Source organism: Streptomyces sp. NPDC012466 (assembly GCF_042955215.1).
In the GTDB taxonomy this organism is placed as follows: Bacteria; Actinomycetota; Actinomycetes; order Streptomycetales; family Streptomycetaceae; genus Streptomyces.
Map to the genome: position 1 here is coordinate 314,202 of NZ_JBIBEQ010000004.1, position 18,017 is coordinate 332,218.

The following is an 18,017-nucleotide window of genomic DNA, read 5'->3' on the forward strand; positions in this document are numbered from 1 at the left end:
CTCCGTATGCCACCGGCAGGGTGAGCCGGCGAGCACACGAAGAGGTCGCGATGAACGCGACCGCGGCACGCAAAGCGACCATCTTCCATGGGCCAGGCTTCCCAGAGCCGGTTCCGCACCGCCCTGGCAGCCGGTGTACGGCGCTGCGTCCGGCCGTCGGACGTGGCTCTCGTCTCGCCGGCCGAGCGGCACGCGAGCACCCCGCGCCGGACGGCGCGCGAGATCACCGCTGCTGCCCGGACGGAGTTCCCGTCGTACGCCGACGACGTCGCGGCCCTCGGTCGCTGAGAGCCCGCCTGGACCGGCCGGGGGAGTGGCCGCGCCGGCGAGAACTCGGTCTGCCCGGCGTCGGCGAACGGCGCTAGGGCGAGCACGGCAGCCAGTGCCGCGAACAACTCGAACACAGGCCTCGTCGGGGCACCGGCTGCGGCGCGTTCAGCCTTGAGCGGGGCAGAGAGGAAGCCCGGGAACCGGCTCGTAGTTGTTTCCTCCCGAGACCTTGGTGGCGGGGAACCAGCCCCAACCGCCGTAGTGCACGGCTTCGTCGCCCTGGGTCCACAGCCACCAGTTGTTGCGGGCGTTTCCGACTGCAGGGTTCTCCCAGTCCGGAATCCGCTTCTGACAGGCGAACCAGTTGGTGCCCGCGTAGAGGTAACCCGTCTTCAAGTACGAACTGTTGCTGCCGCGGGCGATGTCGCCGCTTTGGTAGTTGTAGCAGTAGGTCGTGTTCCACGTGGTCCCGGCGTAGTCGGTGACCCTCGGGCCCGCCCCCGAGCAGCCTGCGGCCGCGTGCGCCGGCGAGGCTGTGACCACAGCCCCGGCCGCCATCAGCGCGGCGGCGAGGGCCGTCCCCATGGTCTTCTTGATATCCATCCGGAGATGCTCCTGCCGTTTGGCGTGAGGTGTCGGTCGAGTGTGCTCCGCGGCTGCGGACGGTACGGTCGGCGGGCTGCCTGTGTCGCGGGCCGCCGGCCGGACCGTCGTTACCAGACGCCGCTCCGCACGTACGGGTTGACGGCCCGGAGGTTGCTGTCGTAACTGGCCCGGAACACGTAGTTCGGGTCGGATCGGGTGAGCCACCCGGAGGTGTGCGCGTAGCCGGTGCCGTCCGAGAGATAGGTGGCGTCGGCGAAGTCCCAGGTGCGGCCGCCGTCTCGGCTGATGTCCAGCCAGATCCAACCACGCGCGTCCCAGCCGGATCCGACGAGCCGCCCCCAGCCGTACTGGGAGCCGTTGTAGTAGCCGGAGCGGAGCTCGATGCCGATGGTTCCACGCTGGTTCGGGGCGTGGGTCACGCGGTTGGTGGTGGCCATCACCTGGTCGGTGTTGATCGTTTCGACTGCCGCGTGCGCGGGTGTGCCGAGCGCCGCGACCCCCAGCGCGCCCAGCGATCCCGCCACCGCAGCGGATCCGGCCGACCTCAGCAGTGTTCTGCGGTCCATGGAGCGACTCATGGGAGGTCCCCCTCGTGTCTGAACAACGGTGTTGACCTGTGGAAGCGTCGTGGACCGACCCTAACGAGGCGGCGGACGCCGAGCTCCTGACACATGTCAGGGCAGCGCCTGTACGGATGCACCGCGGGCCGCCCTGGTTGCGCCGCAGAGCCCGGGAGCTTGGTCATGGTCAACCCGTTCCTCATCCTCCACCTCACCCAGGCTCGGATCTCCCAGCCCGTCGGTCCAGGCGCGAGGTGAGGGGGCCGCTGGTCAGCTCCGTGACGGGGTCTTCCCGACGCACCTCGCCGGTGCCGTCGTCCGCGCCTGTGAGGGCGAAGTGTGGGGGCCCGGGTGCCGCTTGCCGGCGTGGTGGGTCACCCTGATGCCGATCACGCCCTCGGCGGGGGATAGGCACTCGGCGGTGAGCAGCGGCGCGTTGAGGGTGTCGCCCCTGCGAGTCACCCGCTTCAGGGAGACATGGGGGGTGAAGCGCTTCGACTCGGCAGGTACGTCACGGACCTTGGTGGCGTAGGAGAGCTGCACACCCTCGCGGACGAGTCAGAAGCCGTCGGTGAACTTCATGATCTTCCTTGGGTCGAGCGAGGGCGGTCGGATGGGAGAGCCGGCGTCTCGGACGTATCTTGATCGTACTCGGAACCACAACGCCTCCCAGAGGTTGCAGCTGGCCTTTTACCGCCCTGAACAGCACTGATTACGGTTCAAGCCGGCATCATCACATCCTGCCCAGTGGAGACGGGGGCTCGGGGGCTAGCGCGAAAGCCGGGCCGTGACGTATTAGTCATCCCACCAAACAAAACCGACCGGCGAAGGAGCCGGCAGTGCCGCAGCAAGAGTCGCACGTGGTTGAAGCGCTTCAACTCCTGTGTCGTGGACGGCCCCGCAGGGCCCTCACCTCGCTCGCCGCCGTCAGTGTCCTGGTCGCCGGGGCGTCCCTGACGGGCTGCGGACAGCAACGCGACGCCGACGTGTACACCGTGATGAACTCCTCGACCGACGAGTCGTACCACCGCTGGGACGCGGAGGCGATGGCGCGTTGCGGGAAGCGGCTGGGTGTGACCATCGAGCAGCAGAGCGTCCCGGCAGCGCAGGTGATGACCAAGGCGCTGCGCATGGCGTCCTCCAAGTCGCTCCCGGACATCGTCCAGTTCGACGCCTCCGAGATGCCGACCTTCGCCGACGCCGGCGGCCTGGTGGACCTGAAGTCCCTCGGGCTGACCACCGACGGCATCCCCGAGGGCATCGTCGACTTCGGCTCCTACAAGGGCACCTACTACGGCGCCGCGCGGTCCGTGAACACCCTCGCGCTCTTCTACAACAAGGACCTCCTCGACCAGGCGGGCGTGCGGGTGCCCACCACCTGGGCCGAGTTGCGCCGGACGGCGGAGAAGCTCACCCAGGGCAAGCGCTACGGCCTCGCCCTCAGCGCGGGCGGCGCCGAGGACGGCGTCTTCCAGTTCACGCCCTTCATGTGGTCCAACGGCGGCGACGAGACGAAGCTGGACGGCCCGCGGGTCGTCGAGGCGCTGGACTACTGGAAGGACCTGCTGGCGGACGGCTCCCTGTCGAAGTCGACGGTCAACTGGACGCAGGCGGACGTCAACGACCAGTTCATGGCCGGCAACGCGGCGATGATGATCAACGGTCCGTGGCAGGTGGAGACGCTCAACACCAAGAAGTCGCTGCACTGGGGCATCGCGCAGATCCCGGTTCCCGAGCCGGGCGCGGACTCGGTCGGCCCGCTCGGCGGAGCCGTGCTCACGGTGCCCAACACCGGTGAGAAGACGCGGGAGAGGACGGCCGGCCGCATCGTCGCCTGTCTGGCCGGTGAGAAGGAGCAGCTCACCTACGCGCTCAACAGCTGGATGGTGCCGGCCAACTCCAAGGCCGCCGCCGTGTGGCGCGAGCGGGTGCCGGAACTGGACGCGCTGGCCGACCAGGTGGCCGCCGCCCGGTCGAGGACCGCGAAGCTCGGCGCCGGCTGGTCGGGAGCGTCGCTCGCCCTGCAGAGCGCCTTCCAGTCCGCCCTCACCGGGCAGTCCAGCGAGGCCGCACTGGGGCGCGCCCAGCAGCGGGCGACGAGCGGGAACTGAGGTACGCGCACATGACCACGTCCACCGTCCCCGCCCCGGCCGCCGGCCAGGCGCCCAAGACGGCAGCCGCGCCGGACCCGGCCCGGCTGCGCCGCCGGCTCACCCAGTGGGGATTCGTCGCCCCCGCGGTCGTCTTCATGCTGCTGTTCTTCGGCTACCCGCTCGTCCGCAACGTCGTGATGAGCTTCCAGGACTACACGCCGAAGACGTTCTTCACCGGCGAGGCGCCGTTCAACGGCACCGACAACTGGGCCGACGTCCTCCAGGACGCCCTGTTCGGCAAGGCGCTGTGGCACACACTGGTGTTCACCGCCGGCTCGCTGCTCGGCCAGTTCTGCATCGGCCTGGCCCTCGCGGTGTTCTTCGGCCGCCGCTTCCCGCTCAACGGGGTACTGCGGTCGCTGATCCTGCTGCCCTGGCTGGTACCCATGGTGGTGTCGGGCATCGTGTGGCGCCGCATCCTCGACCAGGACACGGGTGTGCTGAACTCGTTCCTGGAGACGCTGGGCCTCGGCGGCCACACGCCCTGGCTGACCGATCCGCGGATGGCCCTGCTGTCGGTCGTCCTGGTCAACATCTGGATCGGCATCCCGTTCAACATGGTCATTCTGTACGGCGGCCTCCAGGAGATCCCCAAGGAGCTGTACGAGGCGGCCTCCCTCGACGGCGCCTCCGCCTGGCGGACGTTCCGCTCCGTCACCCTGCCGATGCTCAAGCCGGTCATCACGGTCGTGCTGGTGCTGGGCTTCATGTCGACGGTCAAGATCCTCGACCTGATCCTCGCCCTCACCGACGGCGGCCCGGCCGATGCCACCCAGACCCTGGGCACGCTCACCTTCCAGAACTCCTTCGTGCAGCTGGACTTCGGGGCGGGCGCGGTCGTCGGCAACGTACTCATCCTGATCTCCGCGGTGTTCGCGGTGTTCTACCTGCGGGCCAACCGCACCGAGGGGAAGTGACGTCGATGGCCTCCCACACGCCCACCGCCGCACGCCGCCGCTGGGGCTCCACCGTCGCCGGGGTGCTGATCCTGTGCGTCATGCTCTTCCCGCTGTACTGGATGCTCAACACCGCGCTCCAGCCCGAGTCGGGCCTGCTGGAGGTCGACCCGGTGCCGGGCGGCCTCGATCTGTCCGGCTTCTCCAAGGCCGTCAGCGACCAGGGCGGCAACCTGCTGACCTCGCTGGCGGTGTCGCTCGGGGCGGTCGTGATCTGCCTGGTGATCGCGGCGCCGGCGGCGTACGGGCTGGCGCGGTTCGCGCTGCGCGGCTCGAAGACCATCGTGTTCGGCACGCTGATCACCCAGATGGTGCCGGGCATCGTCATCGCCAACGCGCTGTACAACTCGTACGTCGACCTGGGCCTGGTCAACTCCTACTTCGGCCTGATGCTGGCGGACGCCTCACTCGGCATCCCGTTCTCCATCGTGCTGATGCGCTCCTTCATGGTGTCGATCCCCGGCGAGGTCATCGAGGCCGCGCAGATGGACGGCGCCGGCCCGGTGCGCACGTTTCTCACGGTGGTGCTGCCGATGAGCCGCAACTCGCTGATCACCTCGGGGCTGTTCGCGTTCCTGTTCTCCTGGAGCGACTTCATGTTCGCGCTCACCCTCAACACCACCGACGACGTCAAACCGGTCACCCTGGGCATCTACCAGTACATCGGTGCGCACGTCGGCGACTGGGGCTCGGTCATGGCCGCGTCCGTGCTCTCCGCGGTGCCGGCGGCGATCCTGCTCGTCCTGGCCCAGAAGTACATCGCCGCCGGCATCACCGGCGGTAGCGTCAAGTGATCCCCACCGACCGACCAGGAGATGGACCTTCCGCGTCGGGGGAGGGGCTTGTGTTGGACGAGCTGCCCTGCCACAGGCCTGAACCAGGTCTACGGCCCCGCCGCCCCTCTCAGGGGGCGGGGCCGTGGTCGCTCGTTGTACCAGCGGTTGCCGTCACCTCCGATACAGGTGACGGCGAAGTTCCAGCCGTTGGCCCACTCCACCCCCATCGACTTGGTGCCCTTGTAGCACTTGCCGCCCATCGACTTCCAGCCGCTCAGGCCGCTGCCCGAACTCCACTTGGTGTACGCGACGTTGTTGGTGCCGATGACGAAGACCTGGGTGTGGCCGTTGGGAAGCCCGTGGGCCTTGTTCGACCCGCACAGGAAGCGTCCGCCCCACTTGCTGTAGGTGCAGACGCCGCTGGAGCCGACCTCCACCAGTTCGTCTCCGGGGTCGGTGTCATCGGCGAACGCGCTGGTTTGAGCGGCGGTGACCGCTCCGCCGGCGAGCATCAGCGTGCCGGCAGCCATGACGAGTGTCTTACGTAGTTTCCTTTGAAGGCGGCATAGCTACGGGCCCACAGCATCGTGAGCAACCGGTCAACACCCAACCTTGGGAAGCCCCTCCAGTCCGACACCGTCCACGCCAGCCGCCGCGCAGCAACAGCTGGATCGGTGATCGACGGCCACAGCGTCAGCTGCGCGGCCATGCCCTGATCGGTAACCAGTGACTCAGGCTGCGCGCCGCCGCCGGTACGGCCGGCCGGTCAGGTCGGTGTCGCCCTGGTGGATCAGGCGGAAAGCGATAGTGCGCCGACCACTGGGGGCGGTGCGAGGATCTTCGCGACGCGCTGTTTTGGCTGATCCTGTGAGTCTGTGTCGCATCCTTTCACGTCGCGGTTCGTTGTGGGTTGACGTGAATGACATACATGAGATTTGCGGATCGTCAGCGGTGCCGCGGTGCGGTCGGCGTTGGCGCCGGTTCTGGTTGTCGGCTGTTCCTGCGGTGGTGGCGTCGGGGGCGGTGTTGTTGGGGGTGGCACAGGGTGCGCTGGCGGCGTCGGTCGCTGCGTCGGGGTCCGCGTTCAAGGTGTCCGGTGATCGGTTGGAGGGCGACGGCTTCACCGTCATGCCGGGCGTGAACACCGAGCCAGGGGGACAGCGGCACGCGGTCTTGGTCGTGACGGCCCGCCAGGCCGAACTGAGGAATCTGTGCGTGAGTCTGCTGCTGCCCACGCCGTTGGGGAAGATGACGGTCGTCGTAAGGGCGGGTACCTCCCGGCCCGTCCAGGCCAGGGGTCTGTCGGTCGAGGCGAGCGAGGCCTTCGGCGATCTTCAGTTCAGACAGGTGGAAGCACAAGCCGGCAGTGGCGCCGGCGGGCACCGTGACGGGCTCGGTGGACTGGCCGGCAGCGTCTCGCACCTGGTGGCCGTCAACCCCAGGTTCACCGGTTGGCACGGCGCCGCCGGTTCTTTCACCCTGCATGACCTGAGCGTGCGGATGAAGCAGGGAGACCACGAGTGCTTCTGAGGATCCCAGCCCACCCGTCGTCCCGACGGGCCGCCGCCCGCCGCTGGTGCGCAACACGGCCCACCGGTTCCGCGGCTTTGATCTCCACGGCCGGCGCCTGGCTGATCGTGCTCCCCTTCCTCGGTACGCCGGGGGCACTGCTGCAGGCGGGCGTGGCCGGCTCGGCCGGGCTGGGGATCAGCGTCCCACTGCTGGCCTGCGGCCCGGTGCTGCTACGTCTGCCCGCTCTCCACGCCATCGTCGGACCTGTTGCCACGAGCCTGTCCATCCTGGCCCTGCTGACCTGCAATGTCGGCGGCCTGCTGATCGGAACGGCGTGCGGAGTTCTCGGCGGCAGCCTCGCCTTCTCCTGGAGACCTCCCACCGGCGAAACCAGCGCCTGAACTCCTCCTCGACCACACGTATCAGGCGTCCTCCGCACATGGTCCGAGCATCCTTCCGGGAAGCAGAAGGGCCCTTGCATGTCCACCCACTCAACGTCTTTGCCGACGGCAATTGTTGGTTGAAGGAGCGAACTTGCCCATTTACCCCGTGACAAACAGCCACATCCGATCCGCAACAGCGCACGCGCACTCCCACCGCCGCGTCGTCCCTATCACCCAGCCCGGTGCACACCGTCGCCCCGGACGCTTGTCGTCCGGCTCGCTTCCCCGAGTCCACCGCCACCGGCCGGGCACCACGGTGGTCGTCTCCGATACCCGCGCAGTGGGTTCGAAGAGGCCGCCCTCGCCACACAGCGCGCCTGGGCGCCACACGTCGCGGGAAACGGGGGCGTTCTGAGTGGCTGACATCCTGAGCCTTGCCGCCATCAACGACCCGGCACTGCGGATCGCCTACACGCACTGCCGGTCCAGGGTGCGGCAACGCGACACTGTCGAATACTCGATCATGCAGCTGATGCCACCGGTGCTGCGCCCGGCCTGCTGGGCGATGTGGGCAGCCTTCAGCGCGGCCGACGACATCGCCGACGCGGCGGAAGGCCCCCTCACCGACCGTGCCGCACGACTCGACGCGTGGACAGCCGCCCTGGAAAGGGAGCTCGTGGCCGGACACAGCGCCGATCCCGTTCGCCACGCGCTGATCGACACCGTGCGCAGGTGGCATCTGGATTTTGCCCAGCTGCAACTGTCCTTCGCCGCGTTGAAGGAAGATGCGCGCGGACGCCGCCTGGAGACGTGGCGTGAGTGGAGTGCCCGGGTCGGGGACTCCAACTTCTCCTGGGCCTCGCAGAGCATGACCTTGCTGGCCCGGGCCGGGGTGCCGGTGCCGATCTGGCTGCGCCGCAAGGACACCTACCAGCGCTACCTCGACGGCCTGTATCTCACCGACACCCTCACCGACCTGTCGCAGGATCTGGAACGGGGCGACATCAGCCTGCCCGCCGAGGTCCTCGACCTCTTCCCACAAGCCGCCGATCACCTGCGCGAGCGGCGCTGGAGCCCCGCCGTCAGCGAACTGGTCACCCACCTGACGGCACAGGCCCACCGCTGGTTGAATCAACTCGACCTCACAGGCGCGCTCCACCCGGGCCCGGCCGAGATGCTGCGCACCGCCACCCGCCTCTTCCACGCCCGTCTGGACGCGGTCCACGAGGCAGGGCCTGTCCTGCTGTCGCGTCCCGTCCTGCCCCCACGGAAAACGCGGTGGCAGATCCTCGCACCCGCCCGGGCCAGGGCAGCCCTCGCCTGGCGCCTGGCCCCCCTCTCCCCACCCCCGCGTCGCAGCGGCCCGGTCTGCCCCGTCCCCCACCAGGCCCGCTCTCCGCTCCCAGCGCAGGCACCACCGGGCCACCCCAGCGGCGCACGCCCGCCGACCATCCCCGCCGACCACATGCCCCGGCATGTCGCCGTCATCATGGACGGCAACGGCCGCTGGGCCACCAGCCGCAACCTGCCCCGCCACCAAGGCCACCGAGTCGGCGCGGACAGTGCCGTGCGGGACGTCATCTACGGCGCCGCGGAGATCGGGCTGAACTACCTGACCCTGTACGCGTTCTCGACCGAGAACTGGAAACGCGACAGCCAGGAGATCTCCTACCTTTTCGAAACCGTCCGCGACCAGTTGCGCGACATCGTCACCCACGACAGATATGGGATCCGGTTGCGCTGGGCCGGCCGTAACGAGGGCTTGCCCGAAGAACTGGTCGACAGCCTGCTACAAGCCGAGTCGACCACCCGGCACCGCACGGGCCTCACCGTCACCCTCTGCCTCAACTACGGCGGGCGCGCCGAGCTCACCCAGGCCGCTGCTCAGCTCGCCCGAGCAGCCACCGCCGGCGACCTCCACCCCGACCGCCTGAGCGAAGACGACCTGGCCAGTCACCTGCTCCTTCCCGACACCCCCGACGTCGACCTGATCTGGCGTACCGGCGGCGAGCACCGCATCTCCAACTTCCTCCTCTGGCAATCCGCCTACGCCGAACTCCACTTCACCGATAAGTACTGGCCCGACGTCGACAGACGCGACCTGTGGTTCGCTATCAGCAACTACGCCCAACGCGAGCGCCGCTACGGCACCGCACCGCCCCCGCCGACCTCAAGCCCGGACCGACTCACGACGCAGGACAGCGCACAGTGACCGGCACACCTGCGCCCTCCTCGATGTGGCCCCGTGGGCTCCGTTCACGTCTCCGCCACCTGCGATGTGGCTGCACAGGGTGCCGCACCGCCCGCACACGACGATCTGCGGCTGCAGCGCAGCGCATGAGTTCTCTTCGCGGCGGGTGACGGGCGCTCTCGGCACAGACGTGTGCCCCTGTCCGTTCAGGGGGTGAAGACCTGCTCGAGACGGTCGATGGCTCCGTCCGCGCCCAGGTGGTAGCGGAAGACCAGGCCGCTGTCGGGGTGTGCTTCCAGCCAGTCGAGAAACTCCTGCACGCCGATGGGCTGGTTCTCGGTGCTTGCCACGATGGGGTCGGTGACAGTGACGTACGCGGCCTGGTCCATGGGCAGGTAGGTCTCCTTGCCGACCGTCTCGAACGGTGCGCCGTCGGAATCCGGGGTGCCGCAACCCCAGTTGCCGTGTCGGATGATCAGACTCAGGGACCCGCCTTCGGGGGTGTACCGGTACACGGCGATTTCATCCGGCGAGATCGGCATCTTGTGGTCGCAGCCGTCGTCCTCACCGGCGGCGCCCGTGGGAGCCGTCGAGCCAGGGGCCGGCTTCGCGGGTGTTCCCGCTGGTACCGGGGGAGGGGACACCTTGCTGCCCGCCGACGGTGAGACCTTGCCGGCGGGCAGTGCCTGGGGGGTCGAGGCCCCGCCGGTGCCCTGCTCGGTCTGAGTCGGCGAGGAAGTAGCGGCCGACGCTGCTGTGCCTGCTGAACTGGGGGAGTCCGAGGAGCAGCCGGTGAGCGCCACGACGCCAGCCACGCAGGCGCCCAGGGTGAGCGTCCGGAACACGATCGGTCTGTAGCGGCGTGTGATCATCATGGTGTGTCCCCCGTTGTGGTGGCAGCGGTTACTGCGTAGCCGCGTCAGCTTGAGAGACCATATTCAGCCACACTCGCCACATCCGATTCCGCTCCGCTCCGTCTGTTGCGAATCGGTGACCGTATGCGGCTCCCATGGATGCTCACCGGTCGTTCGACGAAACCGCCACCCGTGCTCCGCACCCCCCTCCGGGATGCGACGGCGACGGATCGCCACGAGCTTCACCCGGCGCCGTGCTGCGGCTCCCGCCCACTGGTCACTCGCCGAAGAGAGGCACCTGAAGCACATGGACGTCTGTGCGGACGTGGTGTGCCCGGGCTGGCCGGCGCCACCGCCCGGCCGCGTCCCGGGGGACGTCGATGGCGGCGCGTCTGTGGAGTGCTCGGGATGCTTGCGGTGACGCCCCGGCCCCGTGGCGGATCCTCGCGGCCGACGGTCGCGAGGAAGTCGGCGGGCAGGAAGACGGCAGGCAGACGGCGCCGGACAGCCGCCTCGGCAGTTACCTTCACCCGCCATGTCAGCGGTGGCGGAAATGGTGCGGAGTGAGGACTCACTCACTGACGGAGTGAGTCCTCACTCCGTACTTTCGGGGTCATGACGGCACCCAAGGACAACCAGACCACTCGCCGCCGCGCACCCGGCATGTCGCCGGAGCGGCGCCGCGAAATGATCATTCAGACCGCGATTCCGCTGATCGCCGAGTACGGCGCCGCGGTGACGACCGCGAAGATCGCCCGCGCCGCGGGGATCGGTGAGGGCACGATCTTCCGGGTCTTCGCCGACAAGGACGAGCTGCTGCAGGCCTGCGTGGCCGAGGCGCTCTCACCCGAGAACGCGGTGCGCGAGCTCGACGCGATCGACGTGTCCCAGCCGCTGCCCGACCGGCTCGCGGAGGCGGCCGAGGCGCTGCAGGCTCACATGTCCAGGATGGGCGCGATCGTCGGCTCGCTGGGGCATCGCGGCGGGAAGCACCCCGGCACGGTGCGCGGCGCGGGCCGTGAGGAGTCCACGGCCCGTATCCGTGCTGCCCTCGCGGAGTTGCTGGAGCCGGACAGGTCCGCCCTGCGCCGGCCGCCGGAGCAGATCGCGGCCCTCTTCTTCGGTCTGCTCTTCACTCAGCCGCGCACGGAGGACGAGCCCGACCTGACCCCGCAGGAGCTGGTGGAGGTCTTCCTGGACGGGGCACTGTCGGGCGGCACCAAGTGAGTGCGCGCAGAAGACGCCTGGGGGTTACGGCCCTGGCCGTCCTGGCGCCCGTCCTGGTGTGGCTGGTCGCGGACCCGCTGCTGGGGCACCGGCTGCGGATCGCCGACGGCGAGCAGACGCTCGACATCGGCGCCGCGCCCGTGGCGGTCGTCGCACTGCTCGCGTCGCTTTCCGGCTGGGCACTGCTGGCCGCCCTGGAACGTTTCGGGGTGCGGCGCGCCCGCGCCATCTGGACCGGGGCGGCCGGCGTCGTACTTGCCGTGTCCTTCCTGCCGTTGGTCGGCGACGGCATGGACGGCGGCACCCGGGTATCCCTGTCTCTGATGCACCTGGCGGTGGCGGCGGTGCTGATCCCGGGGCTGGGCGGGCGGGCCCACCAGCACTCGGCCGGGGTTCACACGAAGGGGCTCGGGCCGGCGAACCGGACGACGACGCCACCGGCCGGTCCTGCGGCGGACTGACTACAAGAAGACCGCGACCATGCTCCCTGACCCTCGGCGCTGTCCTGGCTCCGTCGGTGTGGGCGGTTGTCAGTCGACGGAGGCCATGAAGTTCAGCATCCTGCGGTTGATCTCCTCAGCGTGGTCGATCTGCGGACCGTGGCCTGTGTTGGAGATGATCTCGGCTCGAGCGCCGGCAATCAGGCGTGGCACGCGCTCGGCCTGCCGTTGCGGGTGCAGGAGGAGGCTTCGCTTGCCGAGCACCAGATAGAGCGGGGTGCGGATGGTGGACAGCTCCTCCTCGGACAGGGGAAGCGGCGCCGGGCGGCGTATGCGGTAGGCCCTGACTGCCGTTCTGACCATCGTGCGCAGTTCCGGCATGACGAGGACCGGCTGTTCCAGCCAGGCCGCCAGCCGCGGGCGGAGCGCCTTGGGTGCGAAGGTCGCGAAGAGACCGGCGAAGATCCAGACGAAGAAGCGCAGGCCCACTTTCTCCAGGCCGCCGGGGTCGAGCAGTGTGACCGAGGCGAGGCGACCGGGCCTGCGGTGCGCCTGGTTCAGGGCAAGCCATCCACCGTAGGAGGTGCCGACGAGGTGTACGCGATCGAGGCCGAGTCCGGCGAGTGTCTCGTCCAGCCACTGTGCGGCGCGTTCTGGGTGGTGGATCGGCTCGCGCTGCACGCTGCGGCCGGGATCCCCCGGGGTGTCGATCGCGTAGACGGGGCGGTCTGCGCTGAGGGCGGGGGTGTTCGGGTACCACATGGCGGAGCAGGAGCCCGCTCCGTGCACCAGGACGACGGGCGTGCGGGACCGGGCAGTCTCGTTCGCGTGGCCGTAGCGGTAGACGTGCGTGGTGCCGAAGGACGTCTCCACGTCCTCTTCCGCGAGCGCTGGCGCTCCCAGCGCGTAGACCGCGTCGCAGGCCGTGAAATAGCGCTCCCGCCAGGCATCGCTTACGTAGCGGCCGACGTCGGCCTGGGTGCGGGCAACGGTCTCGGGCATGGCCACCTCCGGCGTATCGGTTTTGTGATACGAACGTACCACGAAGTTGGTACAGCTGTATCATCAAAAGGTCCCCGGGAGCGATAGCAGGAACGACGAGCGGAGAACCGGCCGATGCCCAAGCGCGTGGACCACGCAGAACGGCGCACCGAGATCGCCGAGGCGCTCGTCCGGGTCGCTGCACGACGCGGGCTGCATACCGTGGGAATGCGCGATGTGGCAGCGGAGGCGGGCGTATCGCTGCGGCTGGTGCAGTACTACTTCCAGACCAAGGAGAAGTTGCTTCTCTTCGGGCTGGAGCATCTGGCGGAGAAATTCGGGGAGCGGGTCTCCGCCCGTGTACGGGCCGCCGGGGACAGCCCTGGTCCGCGCGCGATGGTCGAGGCGCTGCTGATGGCGGCGCTGCCGACAGACGAGGAGAGCCGCAGCTTCCACCACGTCTACACGTCATACGCTGTTCTGGCCGTGAACGACCGGGCGCTCGCGGCCCAGCCCTTCATCAGAAACCCTGATGCCGCCGAACACGCCCTGACCTCACTCATTCGGCAGGCGCAAGAAGCGGCTCTGCTCGAGCCCGGTGTGGACGCACAGTTGGAAGCGTCCGGCCTGCTTGCCATGTCTGCGGGACTGGGCACCAGCATCCTCGTCGGCCAGCGCAGCCCGGAGTCCGCCGCCGCAGTCCTGGAGCACCATCTGAACCGAATCTTCCGCACCGGTGACGGGGCTGATTGATGCGCGCCGCCTCACCGCGGGGGAGCGCTGCATGTCCGAGCTGGTGGACTGCCTGCCGCTCGGGCAGCGGGGTGCGTTCCATGACCGCACGCTCAAGGGCCCGCCCAGCCCTGCGTTGCTTCGCCCTCAACGGCACCGACCACCGCAGCCCCGACGAGCAGAACGCGGCCGTCGGCGCATACATAACCTGGCGCAACGCCCGTGCCGAACCGAGAACCGACTTCGCGCCCGACTCACCCATCCGTAAGGGGACCGGATACCCCGTCAGGGCTGCCTGAGAGAGCTCTACGATCTTCGTATGAGCGACCGGAGCCCGGCAGGCGAAGAGCTGCTGACCGCCCGACTGTCACTGCGGCGTCCGACCGAAGCCGACATCGATGCGATCTTCGCGATCCACAGTGACCCCGCAACCTGCCTGCACAATCCCTCCGACGCCCTCGCCCGGCCCGAAGAGGCCGAGGAGCTCTATCAGCGCTGGAACAACCAATGGCAGAGCTGCGGATACGGGTACTGGGTTGTCCGACGCCACGACTCCGCCCGGCAACTGGGGTTCTGCGGGGTCAAGCCCATGGAGCTGAATGGCATGAAGGTCCTCAACCTCTTCTACCGGTTCGCCACCTCAGCATGGGGCCAGGGCTTCGCCGGCGAGGCCGCGATCGCAGTCACCAGCTGGGCATCCCGCCACGTCACCGACCTCCCGCTGATCGCCCGAGTCCGGCCGGCTAACGCTGCCTCGCAGCGCGTGGCGGTACGTGCCGGCCTGATCCGGGCAGAACACCTCGACGGCACCGGATACGACGGCTTCGATTGGATCTACGCAGCGAACCTGCCGAACTGAGCACCCTCCGATCATGTGAGCCCTCGCCGAAGGCCGCCCAGCGTTCCGAGCCGAGTCACTTGTGTTGTGACCGGATGGTTCACCGGGTTGCTGGTCGCGGCCGGGACCGGTGAGCCGGTTGGAGGTGGTGAAACGTTCGATCCGGCCCAGCTGAGGCTGGGGTAGTGCCAGTGCAGGCTGCCGTCGTACTTGCGGACGGAGACCACCACCCCAGCGGCATTCACGACCAGCACGCTACAGCCGTGGCCTGCCGCCTGATCGGGAACCGGCCATGCTCCAGTCCGCCGCGCGGTTTCCGTAGGCCGACCGACCTCCGCTTCGTAGGAGGTGACCGGCGGGCGTTCCCCCGAGTGGGTCGTTCGGGCGAGGCCGGGCCGGGCACCTGGAGTCCATGACCAACGACGCAAGCCGCATCCGGCTGGTGCAGACCGTCATCGACAGCACCGACGCCCGCAAACTCGCCGAGTTCTACCGGTCCCTGCTGGGGCTCGAATACGCGGAGGGGGACGAGCCGCCTCCGGCCGATCAGCAGGACGAGCGCGGCAGGGACTGGCTCGTCCTGCGCGATCCTGGCGGCGGACCGCAGCTCGCCTTCCAGCAGGTGGAGCGCCTGCGCGAACCGGACTGGCCCGACGGCCCGGTGCCCCAGCAGATGCACCTCGATCTGAGCGTCGCCTCGTTGGCGGAACTGCGGAACCAGCACGAGCGCGTGCTCACCCTCGGCGGCAGCCTGCTCAGCAACCGGGACCGGCCGGATCCCGATGACGAGGAACGCTTCCGCGTCTACCGGGACCCCGAGGGCCACCCGTTCTGCATCTTCGTCGCCGAGCGAGACACGTAGCCCGAGGGCACCGTAAGGGACGGCGGCGGGCGGCCCCTGCAGGCGGAAGCCGGTAGGGGCCGCCCGCCGTGACTCGCCCGGCGGTGCACGGGTATCCGGTGCCCATGACGATGGGACACCTGCTCGTGATCACGCCTGGCATCCGCGCATACCGCGAGTACCTGCTGCAGTCGATCAGCCGCGACTTCCGCATCCACCTGGTGCTGACCGAACCCCCCACATGGGAACTGGCGTACGTGGCCGGCCACACCGTGGTGGCCGACCTGGCCGACGTCGACGCCCTCGTCCGGGTCGCCCGGACGGTCGACGCCGGACAGGCGCTGGACGGCGTCATCTGCTGGGACGAGACATGGATCGAGCAGACCGCGCAGGTGGCCGCCGCTCTCGGACTGCCGGGAGGGGACCGGCTGTGCGTCGAGCGCTGCCGGGACAAGTACCGCACCCGTGCGGCCCTCGATGCCGACGGGGTGCCCCAGCCGCGCTCGGTGCTCGTCTCCGGGCGCGAGGAGGCCCTCGCGGTGGCCGGGGACATCGGCTATCCGGTCGTCGTCAAGCCGCGGGCCCTGGCCGGGAGTTTCGGCGTGGTGCGGGCCGACTCGCCCGCCGACCTCGCGGAGGCCGTCGAGTTCACGGACGCGAGCGGCGCGTGGGCGCCCGACCTTCCGACGCACGAACGGAACATCCTGGTCGAGGAGTTCGCCGAGGGACCGGAGGTCAGCGTCGACAGTGTGGTGCATCGCGGCACCGTGACCCCGGTCTGCCTCGCCCGCAAGGAGGTCGGCTTCGCGCCCTACTTCGAGGAGACCGGGCACGTCGTCGACCCGGGCGACCCGCTGTGGTCCGACGGGACACTGGCGGACGTGGTCGTGCGGACGCACGCCGCCCTCGACTTCACCGACGGCGTGACCCACACGGAGATCAGGCTGACGCCGACCGGGCCGAAGGTCATCGAGGTCAACGCCCGGATCGGCGGGGGCATGATCCCCCTGCTGCACCTCATGGGCGGTGGCCCGGACCTCGCGCTCGCCGCCGCCGACGTCGCGTGCGGCAGACCGCCGAGGCTGCGGGCGGCCACCGGACACCGCCGGGTCGCCGCCATCCGCTTCTACTACCCGCCCAAGGACGACTCCGTCATCGCGGATGTCCGCTTCGAGACGTCGGCGCTGCCGGAGCAGGTGGTGCGCTGCGGCCCGCTGGCGGCGGCGGGAGAGGTCAAGTCGCCCCCGCCCCGCGGACTGATGGACGGCCGGGTCGCCTACGCGATCGCCCTGGCCGCCGACGCGGACACCTGCCGTGCCGCGTTGGACAAGGCGGGGCATGCCCTGCGGGTGGACGTGGCCTGAGACGGCCGGCCCGGGGCGGGCGCCGGACCGGCCGTCTCAGGGCGTGCTCGTCGGCGCGGCGGCCCGGGCCTCCTCGGGGGGCTCGGGCCTGAGGCTGTCCAGGGTGCGGACCCTGCGCAGCGGGGACAGGATCAGGAACAGACTGGTGCTCAGCAGCCCCACGGTTCCCACCACCAGCGCCCCGCGCAGCCCCAGGTGGGTGCCCAGCCAGCCTCCGAGCAGCGAGCCGACCGGTTTCATGCCCAGTGCGACGAAGAGGTAGGCGGCGTTGGTGCGTCCCAGGAGCCGCTCCGGAGTCACCGTCTGGCGGATCGTCATGGTGTGCACGTTGCAGGCGGTGATGCCGAAGCCCTGCACGAAGAAGGTGACGGCCAGGAGGGGAGCCGCCCATGTGCCGCGGTGCGCGACCGGCAGCAGCAGCGGGGCCAGGTCGCCGATCACCGCGGCGATCACCAGCGTGCGGCCCAGGCCCACCCGGTGGGCGAGACGGTCGGTGAACGCCGCGCCGAGCAGTGCGCCCACGGCACCGACGGACAGCACGAGCCCCAGCGTCCCCGGGCTCATGTCCAGTTCCTTCACCGCGAACAGGGTGAGGATCGTCAGGACGATCTGCCAGCACAGGTTGTAACTGGCGGCCTCGCCGAGGGTGGCCCGCAGGTAGGCGCTGGAGAAGGTGAAGCGGAAACCCTCGGTCACCTGGGACCGTAACGGCGCGGGATCGGCGCGGACGGCCTTCTCGCGCTTGCGTACCGCCGAGACGCCCACCGCGGAGGCGAGGTACGAGACCGCGTCGACGAGCAGGGCGAACGGCGCCCCCACGACCTGCACCAGGGCCCCACCCAGCCCCGGGCCGCCGATCTCCGCCACCGACTCGCTCGCCGTGAGACGAGAGTTGGCGCCGGTCAGGTGTTCCGGCGGCACGATGGCCGGAAGGTACGAGCGGTAGGCGATGGTGAAGAACACGCGCGCGGTCCCGGCCGCGCAGGCCAGCGTCAGCAGCCAGCCGAACGTCACCAGGTCCAGCGCCGCCAGCAGGGGGATGGCGCCGATCGACAGCGCCTGCCCCAGGCTGGAGAGGATCAGCACGCCGCGCCGCTGCCACCGGTCGACCAGGACGCCGACGGGCAGACCGAGGACGACGTACGGGGCGAACGTCAACGCGCCCAGCAGCCCCAGTTGTGCGGGGTTGGCGTCGAGGGTGAGAACCGCGGTCAGTGGCATGGCCAGCTGGTACACCTGGGTTCCGACCAGCGAGGCGGTCTCGCCCGCCCAGACGAAGTTGAAGTCCCTGCGCCAGCCTTCGGCCACGATGCTCCCTAGATCTCGGTCCTGT

20 protein-coding genes and 1 pseudogene are annotated in these 18,017 nt (G+C 69.5%); 13 read left to right on the top strand and 8 right to left on the bottom strand.

Annotation, left to right across the window (positions count from 1 at the left end):
* Window positions 1-87 precede the first annotated feature (87 nt).
* Window positions 88-288, top strand: coding sequence for a hypothetical protein (locus ACFY9E_RS17295; protein WP_390984400.1), 201 nt, complete (start codon window positions 88-90; stop codon window positions 286-288).
* Window positions 289-435: 147 nt separating this feature from the next.
* Here the strand turns inward: ACFY9E_RS17295 and ACFY9E_RS17300 are convergent, their stop codons facing one another.
* The 3 genes and pseudogenes from ACFY9E_RS17300 to ACFY9E_RS17310 all read right to left on the bottom strand — a co-directional run.
* On the bottom strand, window positions 436-873 hold the full coding sequence (locus ACFY9E_RS17300; RefSeq protein WP_390984402.1) for a hypothetical protein: 438 nt from the start codon (window positions 871-873) through the stop codon (window positions 436-438).
* 110 nt (window positions 874-983) lie between these two features.
* Complete coding sequence (locus tag ACFY9E_RS17305; protein WP_390984405.1) at window positions 984-1,442, bottom strand: hypothetical protein; 459 nt, start codon at window positions 1,440-1,442, stop codon at window positions 984-986.
* A 232-nt stretch (window positions 1,443-1,674) separates the two neighbouring features.
* Window positions 1,675-1,979 (bottom strand): annotated as a pseudogene (locus ACFY9E_RS17310) (alpha-xylosidase); the annotation flags it as partial.
* Window positions 1,980-2,296: 317 nt separating this feature from the next.
* Between ACFY9E_RS17310 and ACFY9E_RS17315 the strand changes: the two are divergent.
* From ACFY9E_RS17315 to ACFY9E_RS17325, 3 genes are read left to right on the top strand one after another with little or no spacing between them, the layout of a single operon-like run.
* Complete coding sequence (locus ACFY9E_RS17315; RefSeq protein WP_390984408.1) at window positions 2,297-3,547, top strand: extracellular solute-binding protein; 1,251 nt, start codon at window positions 2,297-2,299, stop codon at window positions 3,545-3,547.
* Between the two features lie 11 nt (window positions 3,548-3,558).
* Entirely contained in the window at window positions 3,559-4,506 is a 948-nt protein-coding gene (locus ACFY9E_RS17320; RefSeq protein WP_390984411.1) for an ABC transporter permease subunit, read from the top strand.
* Between the two features lie 5 nt (window positions 4,507-4,511).
* A complete protein-coding gene (locus tag ACFY9E_RS17325) occupies window positions 4,512-5,339 on the top strand; it encodes an ABC transporter permease subunit (protein WP_390984414.1) in 828 nt (275 codons plus the stop codon).
* Between the two features lie 89 nt (window positions 5,340-5,428).
* On the opposite strand, the gene ACFY9E_RS17330 is transcribed toward ACFY9E_RS17325, so the two are convergent.
* The gene (locus tag ACFY9E_RS17330) at window positions 5,429-5,851 is read right to left on the bottom strand and encodes a hypothetical protein (RefSeq protein WP_390984417.1); all 423 of its coding nucleotides are present in this window, start codon (window positions 5,849-5,851) and stop codon (window positions 5,429-5,431) included.
* A complete protein-coding gene (locus ACFY9E_RS17335) occupies window positions 5,833-6,030 on the bottom strand; it encodes a hypothetical protein (RefSeq protein WP_390984420.1) in 198 nt (65 codons plus the stop codon). The genes ACFY9E_RS17330 and ACFY9E_RS17335 overlap by 19 nt, the downstream gene beginning before the upstream one ends.
* Before the next feature lie 299 nt (window positions 6,031-6,329).
* Between ACFY9E_RS17335 and ACFY9E_RS17340 the strand changes: the two genes are divergently transcribed.
* From ACFY9E_RS17340 to uppS, 3 genes are all read left to right on the top strand, one after another.
* Window positions 6,330-6,851, top strand: coding sequence for a DUF6230 family protein (locus ACFY9E_RS17340; protein ID WP_390984422.1), 522 nt, complete (start codon window positions 6,330-6,332; stop codon window positions 6,849-6,851).
* Entirely contained in the window at window positions 6,842-7,234 is a 393-nt protein-coding gene (locus ACFY9E_RS17345) for a DUF6114 domain-containing protein (RefSeq protein ID WP_390984425.1), read from the top strand. Before ACFY9E_RS17340 ends, ACFY9E_RS17345 begins: the two co-directional genes overlap by 10 nt.
* 397 nt (window positions 7,235-7,631) lie before the next feature.
* A complete protein-coding gene (gene uppS, locus ACFY9E_RS17350; RefSeq protein WP_390984428.1) occupies window positions 7,632-9,428 on the top strand; it encodes a polyprenyl diphosphate synthase in 1,797 nt (598 codons plus the stop codon).
* 185 nt (window positions 9,429-9,613) lie between these two features.
* On the opposite strand, the gene ACFY9E_RS17355 is transcribed toward uppS, so the two are convergent.
* Window positions 9,614-10,282, bottom strand: coding sequence for a hypothetical protein (locus tag ACFY9E_RS17355; protein ID WP_390984430.1), 669 nt, complete (start codon window positions 10,280-10,282; stop codon window positions 9,614-9,616).
* 594 nt (window positions 10,283-10,876) lie between these two features.
* Here ACFY9E_RS17355 and ACFY9E_RS17360 point away from each other — a divergent pair.
* Window positions 10,877-11,488 carry a TetR family transcriptional regulator gene (locus ACFY9E_RS17360; protein ID WP_390984432.1) on the top strand — a complete coding sequence of 204 codons (612 nt, stop codon included), beginning with the start codon at window positions 10,877-10,879 and terminating at the stop codon, window positions 11,486-11,488.
* On the top strand, window positions 11,485-11,949 hold the full coding sequence (locus ACFY9E_RS17365) for a DUF6069 family protein (protein ID WP_390984434.1): 465 nt from the start codon (window positions 11,485-11,487) through the stop codon (window positions 11,947-11,949). Before ACFY9E_RS17360 ends, ACFY9E_RS17365 begins: the two co-directional genes overlap by 4 nt.
* 69 nt (window positions 11,950-12,018) lie before the next feature.
* On the opposite strand, the gene ACFY9E_RS17370 is transcribed toward ACFY9E_RS17365, so the two are convergent.
* Window positions 12,019-12,930 (bottom strand): alpha/beta fold hydrolase, encoded by a 912-nt coding sequence (locus tag ACFY9E_RS17370; protein ID WP_390984436.1) that lies wholly within the window; start codon window positions 12,928-12,930, stop codon window positions 12,019-12,021.
* A gap of 114 nt (window positions 12,931-13,044) precedes the next feature.
* Here ACFY9E_RS17370 and ACFY9E_RS17375 point away from each other — a divergent pair, with 114 nt between their 5' ends.
* From ACFY9E_RS17375 to ACFY9E_RS17390, 4 genes are all read left to right on the top strand, one after another.
* Window positions 13,045-13,662 carry a TetR family transcriptional regulator C-terminal domain-containing protein gene (locus ACFY9E_RS17375; RefSeq protein WP_390984438.1) on the top strand — a complete coding sequence of 206 codons (618 nt, stop codon included), beginning with the start codon at window positions 13,045-13,047 and terminating at the stop codon, window positions 13,660-13,662.
* Between the two features lie 298 nt (window positions 13,663-13,960).
* A complete protein-coding gene (locus ACFY9E_RS17380; protein WP_390984441.1) occupies window positions 13,961-14,500 on the top strand; it encodes a GNAT family N-acetyltransferase in 540 nt (179 codons plus the stop codon).
* A gap of 391 nt (window positions 14,501-14,891) precedes the next feature.
* Entirely contained in the window at window positions 14,892-15,341 is a 450-nt protein-coding gene (locus tag ACFY9E_RS17385) for a VOC family protein (protein WP_390984444.1), read from the top strand.
* A 104-nt stretch (window positions 15,342-15,445) separates the two neighbouring features.
* Window positions 15,446-16,684: an ATP-grasp domain-containing protein gene (locus ACFY9E_RS17390; protein WP_390984447.1), complete on the top strand. Its 1,239-nt coding sequence runs from the start codon at window positions 15,446-15,448 to the stop codon at window positions 16,682-16,684.
* Window positions 16,685-16,720: 36 nt separating this feature from the next.
* Here ACFY9E_RS17390 and ACFY9E_RS17395 read toward each other — a convergent pair whose 3' ends face one another.
* Entirely contained in the window at window positions 16,721-17,992 is a 1,272-nt protein-coding gene (locus tag ACFY9E_RS17395) for an MFS transporter (RefSeq protein WP_390984450.1), read from the bottom strand.
* Window positions 17,993-18,017: the final 25 nt, after the last annotated feature.

Coding starts and splice junctions, on each gene's coding strand:
- ACFY9E_RS17355 (WP_390984430.1), bottom strand. CDS start 10,282: ATGATGATCACACGCCGCTACAGACCGATCGTGTTCCGGACGCTCACC.
- ACFY9E_RS17320 (WP_390984411.1), top strand. CDS start 3,559: ATGACCACGTCCACCGTCCCCGCCCCGGCCGCCGGCCAGGCGCCCAAG.
- ACFY9E_RS17390 (WP_390984447.1), top strand. CDS start 15,446: ATGACGATGGGACACCTGCTCGTGATCACGCCTGGCATCCGCGCATAC.
- ACFY9E_RS17295 (WP_390984400.1), top strand. CDS start 88: ATGGGCCAGGCTTCCCAGAGCCGGTTCCGCACCGCCCTGGCAGCCGGT.
- ACFY9E_RS17335 (WP_390984420.1), bottom strand. CDS start 6,030: ATGGCCGCGCAGCTGACGCTGTGGCCGTCGATCACCGATCCAGCTGTT.
- ACFY9E_RS17330 (WP_390984417.1), bottom strand. CDS start 5,851: ATGGCTGCCGGCACGCTGATGCTCGCCGGCGGAGCGGTCACCGCCGCT.
- ACFY9E_RS17360 (WP_390984432.1), top strand. CDS start 10,877: ATGACGGCACCCAAGGACAACCAGACCACTCGCCGCCGCGCACCCGGC.
- ACFY9E_RS17300 (WP_390984402.1), bottom strand. CDS start 873: ATGGATATCAAGAAGACCATGGGGACGGCCCTCGCCGCCGCGCTGATG.
- ACFY9E_RS17375 (WP_390984438.1), top strand. CDS start 13,045: ATGCCCAAGCGCGTGGACCACGCAGAACGGCGCACCGAGATCGCCGAG.
- ACFY9E_RS17385 (WP_390984444.1), top strand. CDS start 14,892: ATGACCAACGACGCAAGCCGCATCCGGCTGGTGCAGACCGTCATCGAC.
- ACFY9E_RS17370 (WP_390984436.1), bottom strand. CDS start 12,930: ATGCCCGAGACCGTTGCCCGCACCCAGGCCGACGTCGGCCGCTACGTA.
- ACFY9E_RS17325 (WP_390984414.1), top strand. CDS start 4,512: ATGGCCTCCCACACGCCCACCGCCGCACGCCGCCGCTGGGGCTCCACC.
- ACFY9E_RS17305 (WP_390984405.1), bottom strand. CDS start 1,442: ATGGACCGCAGAACACTGCTGAGGTCGGCCGGATCCGCTGCGGTGGCG.
- ACFY9E_RS17380 (WP_390984441.1), top strand. CDS start 13,961: ATGAGCGACCGGAGCCCGGCAGGCGAAGAGCTGCTGACCGCCCGACTG.